This is a genomic window from Synechococcus sp. BA-120 BA3 (genome assembly GCF_034931285.1).
Classification (GTDB): Bacteria; Cyanobacteriota; Cyanobacteriia; order PCC-6307; family Cyanobiaceae; genus Cyanobium.
Genome location: NZ_JAYGHZ010000342.1, coordinates 1 through 6,283, shown reverse-complemented (window position 1 = coordinate 6,283; position 6,283 = coordinate 1). Strand labels below are relative to the sequence as shown.

Sequence of the window (6,283 nt, the reverse complement as noted above, 5' to 3'; positions counted from 1 at the left end):
GCCAGCCGCCTCGGCTCCAGCAGCAGCAGGCGGCCCTCGTCGCCGAAGCTCTCCAGCAGGGTGAGGGGAACCCGGGTGGTCTTGCCGGCGCCGGGTTCGGCCTGGAGCAGCAGGGTGGCCCCGGGCCCGAGGGCGGCGGTGATGGCCGCCAGGCGGCCGTCGATGGGCAGGGGCGTGTTCAGCGCACGTGGCGGAGGCCATCCACCGGGTGGTAGGCCTCTCCGGTGGTTTCCTCGTAGACGATGGCGGGCAGGCCGGTCTCGAACATGGTCTGGAGGGCTTCCTTCAGGTAGGGGTTCCAGCCGCCGGTGGTCACCTTGCCGTGGCGCACGGTCCAGTCCCAGGTGCCCTGAAGGTCGCGGGGGATGCGCCCCTCCCGGTCACGGCGGGCCACCAGATCCTGGGATTCGACGATGCCGACCAGGATCGGATCCTTGCCGTAGGACGGCGTCAGGCTGAGCTCAAGCCGGATGGGGTCGTCCTTCACCATCTTGAGCCGAAACCGTGGCGGCAGCTTCAGTGCTCCGAGCACGGCCGCGACGATTCGCGTTCTCTGATCCACCATCGATCTCCGCCAGTTGGCGCATTCACCTCAGGGAGCCTATTCAGCGGCCGGCCGGCCGCGCTCAGTTCGGATCGGCGGGGAAGGCGGGCTGCTCGTTGTCACCGCTGAAACGCACGGTCAGCAGGTCCTCCTGGGTCAGCTGGCCGTCGGCGTCCAGCAGCTCCGGGTGGATGGTGAGACGGCCGGTGCGATCACCGGCGGGGCCGCCCGGGTCGGTGGCGGCGGCTCCGGCGTCGCCAGGGCGGGGAATGGCGCGGAAGCCCTGCCCCATGACCCGGAACGCCTGCCACAGCAGAAGGATGAAACAGGCCCCGTAGACGATCGGGAAGATCTGCGAGAGGAGGGAGGTCATGGCGCGATGGGAACCCCGCAGTCCGCGGACTCTCCCCCATCATCACCCGTCCGACGGAGCGGTGGTGGTGGCCAGCATCCAGGCCCAGAGGGAGGTGCAGGCGGCTCCGAAGGCGAGAAAGGCCAGCAGCAGGCGGCTTGTGTCCATGACCCGATAAAAAACTTTACAAACTATAGCCGGTCAGGCCGGTTTGCCTCCCCTTTCTCGTTCCCGGGGACTTGCCTACGGTTTTTCCATCCGAGCTTGTTCACGATGCGTTCCTCCCGCGTTCTTGCCGCGGCCGCCGCCGGGCTGGCCACGGTCACGGCGGCGGCCACCGCCACGGTGACCGCCACCACCGCCCTGGTCAGCCCGAGCCTCACCTCCCCCGGTCTGGCCCAGCCGGCCGCGGCCGTTCTCGGCCGGCAATCCTTCGTGGCGGCGGCGATCCGCCGGGCGGGCCCGGCCGTGGTCACCATCGACACGGAGCGCACCGTCCAGTCGGCCGCCACCGGCGGCCTGCCCCGGGGGCTGCTCAACGACCCCCTGTTCCGCCAGTTCTTCGGCATTCCCCAGCAGGGGGCCCCTTCACGGCGCACCGAGCGGGGCCAGGGAAGTGGCGTGATCCTCCAGTCCGACGGGCTGGTGCTCACCAACGCCCATGTGGTCGACCAGATCGACCGGGTGACGGTGGGTCTCGAGAACGGCCGGCGCTACGAGGGCCGGGTCGTGGGGCTTGACAAGCTCACCGACCTGGCGGTGGTGCGCCTGGTGGGGGCGGGCCCCTGGCCCGTGGCGCCCCTGGGCAACTCCGATGCCCTCCAGGTGGGGGACTGGGCGATCGCGGTGGGGAATCCCTTCGGCCTCGACAACACCGTCACCCTGGGGATCATCAGCAGCCTCAACCGCAACGCCAGCAAGCTCGGCATCACCGACAAGCGGCTGGATCTGATCCAGACCGACGCCGCCATCAACCCGGGCAACTCCGGTGGACCGCTGCTGAACGCCGACGGCGAGGTGGTGGGAATCAACACCCTGGTGCGCTCGGGTCCGGGAGCCGGCCTGGGCTTCGCCATCCCGATCAACCGCGCCCGCGGCATCGTCAATCAGCTGGTGGCGACCGGCCGGGCCACCCACCCCATGATCGGTGTGGGGCTCGATGAGGTCCGGGCGGGAAGCGGCTCCGGTGTTTCCCAGGGTGCGGTTGTGGTTTCGGTGCAGCCCAACGGACCCGCGGCTCGGGGTGGGCTCAGGACCGGTGATGTGATCGTCGCGGCCCAGGGGGCCGTGGTGAAGGATCCCTCCCAGGTGATCAACGCCGTCGAGAGGGCGGGGGTGGGGGGAACCCTCAATCTGACGGTGAACCGTCAGGGGTCGATGGTGAACCTGCGGCTCATCCCTGGCGACATGGCCCTGCTGCGTCAGGGATGAGGAAAGGCCCGAGCTCGCCGCTCAGAGGACGTCCATGCCCCCCTTGCCGCCGTCGGGACGGAGGGCGTCCAGCAGGCCGGCGTCCATGGTGAGCTCGGCGCCGAACCGGGCGGGAGAACCCAGCTGCTGGCGCATCACCCACTGGGTGGCGGCCTTCTGGCTCTGCCAGGCCTGAAGCAACTGCTTGGCCAGCCCCCGCAGGACCTGCGGATCCCCCGTGGCGTCGATGGCCCGGGTCATGCGCTCCAGCTCGAATTTCTGACCGAGCGTGAGGGCGAGGGGTTCGGACATGGTGGGCTGTGCGATGGGGCGTTTCTGACCGGCCCAAAGCTACAAACTGTTTCAAGATGTCCCGTAGCGGCTGTTACAGGGCCTATGCCCCGGTCAGGAAATCCGCTCAACCCCTGCCTCTGGCCCGTTGCCCCTTGCCGCCGCCCCTGACCAGCGGTAGCGACGGGGCCCGCCCCGTCCCGTCCAGGCCCCGTCGCCGCTGCCGCGCCTGTCCCAGTCAGTGCTGCAAGCGGTCAGTGCCGCAAGCGGTCAGTGCCGCTCGCGCAGCTCTTCCACGCAGCGGGTGACGCACTCACCGTCCTCCAGGGAACAGGTGGTGATGCATTCGAAATACACCTCCATCGCATCGCTGGTGCCGGTGGCCTCCTCGCGGTCCGCAGTCCAACCGTCGGTGACGACGTTCGGGATGGTCATCGCTGCTCCTGGATGGGTGACCTTGTCAGCCTATGCACACAGAACCGACCACACCAGAGAAATGAGTCTTCCTGCCTAGGTCTCCATGAAGTTGTATTTTGCGCGCCGTCCCTAGCGGTGTCGCCTCAGCCGCCGGGCGTCCCCGCGGCTTTGCCCTTGGATGTTCCACCCGCCTTCTGGGCGGCCTTGGCCTTCTGCTTCTGCCGCTGTTCGTCGCGCCTGGCGGCGAGGCGGCGCTCCTGCTCCAGCCGCTCGCTTTCTTCGGCCTCCTCCCGTTTCTTCTCCTGGTAGTAGGCGTAGTCGCCGCGGTAGAGCACCAGCTCTCCGTCCCGCACCTCGACGATCCGGTTGGCCACCCGGCCGATGAAGAAACGGTCGTGGGAGACCAGCAGGGCGGCCCCCTCGTAGGCCATCAGGGCCTCCTCGAGCATCTGCTTGGCGGGAATGTCGAGGTGGTTGGTGGGCTCGTCGAGCACCAGCAGATTGCAGGGGGTGAGCAGCATCAGGGCCAGGGCCAGGCGGGCCTTCTCGCCGCCGCTGAGCTTGGCCACCGGCTTGAACACCGTGTCGTTGCTGAAGCCGAAACTGCCCAGCAGGGAGCGCACCTGGGTCTGGGTCCAGTCGGGAACGGCCTCGAACAGGGTGTCGATCACCGTTTTGGCCAGATCCAGGGCTTCGGCCTGGTTCTGCTCGAAGTAACCGGCCACCACATGGTGCTCTCCCAGGCCCGCCTGGCCTTCGAGGGGGACCTCGTAGCCCATCACCAGCCGCAGCAGGGTGGACTTGCCGGCACCGTTCGGCCCGACGAAGGCGATCCGATCGCCCCGCTCCACCTCCAGATTCGCCCCCAGGAACAGGATCTGGTCGTCATAGCCGTGGGTGAGGTTCTCGATCGAGGCCACCACCCGTCCGGAGCGCGGGGCGGGGGGGAAGGCGAACCGCGGCCCACCCACCGATTCCAGCGGCGCCTCGATCCGCTCCACCTTCTCCAGCAGCTTCTCGCGGCTCTTGGCCTGGGTGCTGCGGGTGGCGCTGGCCCGGAAACGGTCGATGTAGGCCTGCTGGCTGCTCAGTTCCTTCTGCTGGCGCTCGTAGGCCGCCTGGCCCGCCTCCCGCTCCAGGGCCTTCTGCTCGAGGTGCTGGCTGTAGTTGCCCAGGTAGGTGCGGGAGACACCGCGTTCGGTCTCGACGATCTGGTTGCAGACCCGGTCGAGGAAGGCCCGGTCGTGGCTGATCACCACCAGGGGAACCGTCTGCTCCACCAGGTAGGTCTCCAACCACTGGATCGTTTCGACGTCGAGGTGGTTGGTGGGTTCGTCCAGGAGCAGCAGATCCGGCTCCTGCAGCAGGATCTTGCCCAGGGCGATGCGCATCTGCCAGCCGCCCGAGTAGTCGCCCACCGCCCGCTCGGCCGACTCCGGGGTGAAGCCGATGCTGGGCAGCAGCTTGTCGATGCGGGCATCGAGTTCGTAGCCGTGCAGGGCCTCGAAGCGACTCTGCAGCTGGCCGAGCTCGTCGATCAGCCGGTCGAGCAGGGCCGGATCGGCGCCGGCCTCCTCGCTGGCCATCGCCTCCTCCACCTGCCGCTGGCGGTTGAGCACCTGGGCCGCCTCCCCGAAGGCCTGGAACAGTTCCTGGCGCACGCTGCGGGCGAGGTCGACATCGAACTCCTGCTGCAGGTAGGCGATGCGGGGATCCCCCTGGCGGACCACCTGGCCGCTGGTCGGCTCCTCCAGCCCGGCGATGATGCGCATCTGGGTGGATTTGCCGGCCCCGTTGACCCCCACCAGGCCGATCCGGTCCCCTGCCTTCACCTCCCAGGTGATGTCCTTGAGCACCTCACCGGTGGGATAGATCTTGCCGATGCGTTCGAGGCGCAGCACGGAGCGGAAGGCGGTCGCGGTGTGCGCATCATCCCCTGTCGGGGCGTCCTGCAGACTGACGAACCGGTCCGGTCGCGTCGTCCGAATGATCAAGCGCCTTGAGCAGATCGCCGCCCTGGTGGTGGCGGCGGGCCTGGCGCTGACGAGCTACTGGCTGTTCTTCAGCTGGGCCCAGGGTGGTGGATCCCAGCGTCGGGAACAACCCCGCCGTCCCCCGCAGGAGAGCCGCCGGTCCCCGGCCTCAGAGTCCGCCCCGGGCCTTGATCAGCCATTGCTTGGTGGCGCCGTCATCGAGGCCGGCCAGGTGGGCCTTGACCTCCTCCGGGCTGACCGGCAGACCCTCCTGCTCGCCGAGGGCGACGATCCGGCTGAGGGCGCCGCTGGGGTCCTGAAGGGCCTGGCGGAACAATGACTGGGTGAGCTCCACGTCGTTGCTGATGCGTCCGTAGAGCTCTGCGGCGTTACTGGAGGCGTTGTCTGCGGCGTTGCTGGTGGTCATCCTGGCCGGGATTCTTCCCTGACCTTATGGGCACCGGGGCCTCGGGCGCAGCCCCTGCGGGTGGTTCGTGAGGGAGGCCTCAGGCGGCGCGCGGACTGGTGTCCTCCTCGGCGCCGCTGGCGGAGGCGTCTTCCATGCTGCGGGCATCAAGGCAGAGCACCTTGCGCAGCTGGGCGTAGTTGGCGGCCAGGGACTGGCGCCCTTCCTGCTGGGCGCCGTACTCGGCCCGCTGCAGCACATGGTGCAGATGGGTGAGCAGGTAGGTGCTGATCACGGCGGACACCAGCACATCGCTGCGCTCCGCCGTGCTGCGCCGCCGGCTCTGGCGGGTCTTGGGCTGCAGGGGGGTCTCGGAACCGGTCGGACGGGACTGGGTGGAGCGGGCCATGGCGGAAGCGGCCGGTGGGCCGTCGGAATGGACGGGTGGCGTGGAACGGGTGGGCCTGGAGCTGGTGGACCCGGAGAAGGGGGATCCCGAGGGGGCGGGATGGTCCACAACCCTACTGATGGATACTATCCATGACAGTCACTGTACACTTTTTCCTATCCCGCCGGATCCCAGCGGCACCCTCTCTTCGGCCCCCACCCAGAGGCACCGTGCCCACCCGTCAGACCTCCTCCAGCGGCAAGCCGAAGTCGCCGCGGATTCAGGTCGTCCTGCCGGAGGAGCTCTGTGCCCGGCTGGCCGCCCTGGCGGAGAGCGAGTCGCGCACGGTCAGCAACATGGCCAAGGTGCTGATCCAGCAGGGGGTGGAACGGCTGGAACGGCAACGCCCCCCCGAGCCGGCCGCGGCGCCCTACCCGATCGGGCCCGCCGTCGCCGCCGATCGTTTCCGCCGTGAGCTGGAGCAGCAGGAGCAGGCTGGCAC

General features: G+C 68.9%; 10 protein-coding genes. 3 read left to right on the top strand and 7 right to left on the bottom strand.

The window, feature by feature from the left end:
* Positions 1–215: hypothetical protein (locus VB737_RS14145; RefSeq protein ID WP_500313901.1), on the top strand; the 215-nt coding region annotated here is incomplete at its 5' end.
* Here the strand turns inward: VB737_RS14145 and VB737_RS14140 are convergent.
* Both VB737_RS14140 and VB737_RS14135 read right to left on the bottom strand, forming a co-directional pair.
* Entirely contained in the window at positions 179–562 is a 384-nt protein-coding gene (locus VB737_RS14140; RefSeq protein ID WP_094586552.1) for a DUF8663 family protein, read from the bottom strand. The genes VB737_RS14145 and VB737_RS14140 overlap by 37 nt on opposite strands.
* 64 nt (positions 563–626) lie before the next feature.
* A complete protein-coding gene (locus VB737_RS14135) occupies positions 627–917 on the bottom strand; it encodes a DUF2973 domain-containing protein (protein ID WP_500313899.1) in 291 nt (96 codons plus the stop codon).
* Between the two features lie 252 nt (positions 918–1,169).
* On the opposite strand from VB737_RS14135, the gene VB737_RS14130 reads away from it, so the two are divergent.
* Complete coding sequence (locus VB737_RS14130) at positions 1,170–2,327, top strand: trypsin-like peptidase domain-containing protein (RefSeq protein ID WP_500313898.1); 1,158 nt, start codon at positions 1,170–1,172, stop codon at positions 2,325–2,327.
* 21 nt (positions 2,328–2,348) lie between these two features.
* Here the strand turns inward: VB737_RS14130 and VB737_RS14125 are convergent, their stop codons facing one another.
* The 5 genes from VB737_RS14125 to VB737_RS14105 form a co-directional block, all read right to left on the bottom strand.
* The gene (locus tag VB737_RS14125) at positions 2,349–2,618 is read right to left on the bottom strand and encodes a hypothetical protein (RefSeq protein WP_500313896.1); all 270 of its coding nucleotides are present in this window, start codon (positions 2,616–2,618) and stop codon (positions 2,349–2,351) included.
* Positions 2,619–2,867: 249 nt separating this feature from the next.
* Positions 2,868–3,032, bottom strand: a complete 165-nt coding sequence (locus VB737_RS14120; protein ID WP_500313894.1) for a DUF8642 family protein — start codon at positions 3,030–3,032, stop codon at positions 2,868–2,870.
* Positions 3,033–3,157: 125 nt separating this feature from the next.
* A complete protein-coding gene (locus tag VB737_RS14115) occupies positions 3,158–4,915 on the bottom strand; it encodes an ABC-F family ATP-binding cassette domain-containing protein (protein ID WP_500313892.1) in 1,758 nt (585 codons plus the stop codon).
* A gap of 241 nt (positions 4,916–5,156) precedes the next feature.
* Positions 5,157–5,414 carry a DUF8665 family protein gene (locus VB737_RS14110; protein ID WP_500313890.1) on the bottom strand — a complete coding sequence of 86 codons (258 nt, stop codon included), beginning with the start codon at positions 5,412–5,414 and terminating at the stop codon, positions 5,157–5,159.
* Between the two features lie 79 nt (positions 5,415–5,493).
* Entirely contained in the window at positions 5,494–5,802 is a 309-nt protein-coding gene (locus VB737_RS14105; protein ID WP_500313888.1) for a DUF8682 family protein, read from the bottom strand.
* Between the two features lie 209 nt (positions 5,803–6,011).
* Between VB737_RS14105 and VB737_RS14100 the strand changes: the two genes are divergently transcribed.
* Positions 6,012–6,283, top strand: a 272-nt coding sequence (locus VB737_RS14100; RefSeq protein WP_500313886.1) for a ribbon-helix-helix domain-containing protein, incomplete at its 3' end; no start/stop codon positions are given.

Coding starts and splice junctions, on each gene's coding strand:
- VB737_RS14135 (WP_500313899.1), bottom strand. CDS start 917: ATGACCTCCCTCCTCTCGCAGATCTTCCCGATCGTCTACGGGGCCTGT.
- VB737_RS14130 (WP_500313898.1), top strand. CDS start 1,170: ATGCGTTCCTCCCGCGTTCTTGCCGCGGCCGCCGCCGGGCTGGCCACG.
- VB737_RS14125 (WP_500313896.1), bottom strand. CDS start 2,618: ATGTCCGAACCCCTCGCCCTCACGCTCGGTCAGAAATTCGAGCTGGAG.
- VB737_RS14120 (WP_500313894.1), bottom strand. CDS start 3,032: ATGACCATCCCGAACGTCGTCACCGACGGTTGGACTGCGGACCGCGAG.
- VB737_RS14110 (WP_500313890.1), bottom strand. CDS start 5,414: ATGACCACCAGCAACGCCGCAGACAACGCCTCCAGTAACGCCGCAGAG.
- VB737_RS14105 (WP_500313888.1), bottom strand. CDS start 5,802: ATGGCCCGCTCCACCCAGTCCCGTCCGACCGGTTCCGAGACCCCCCTG.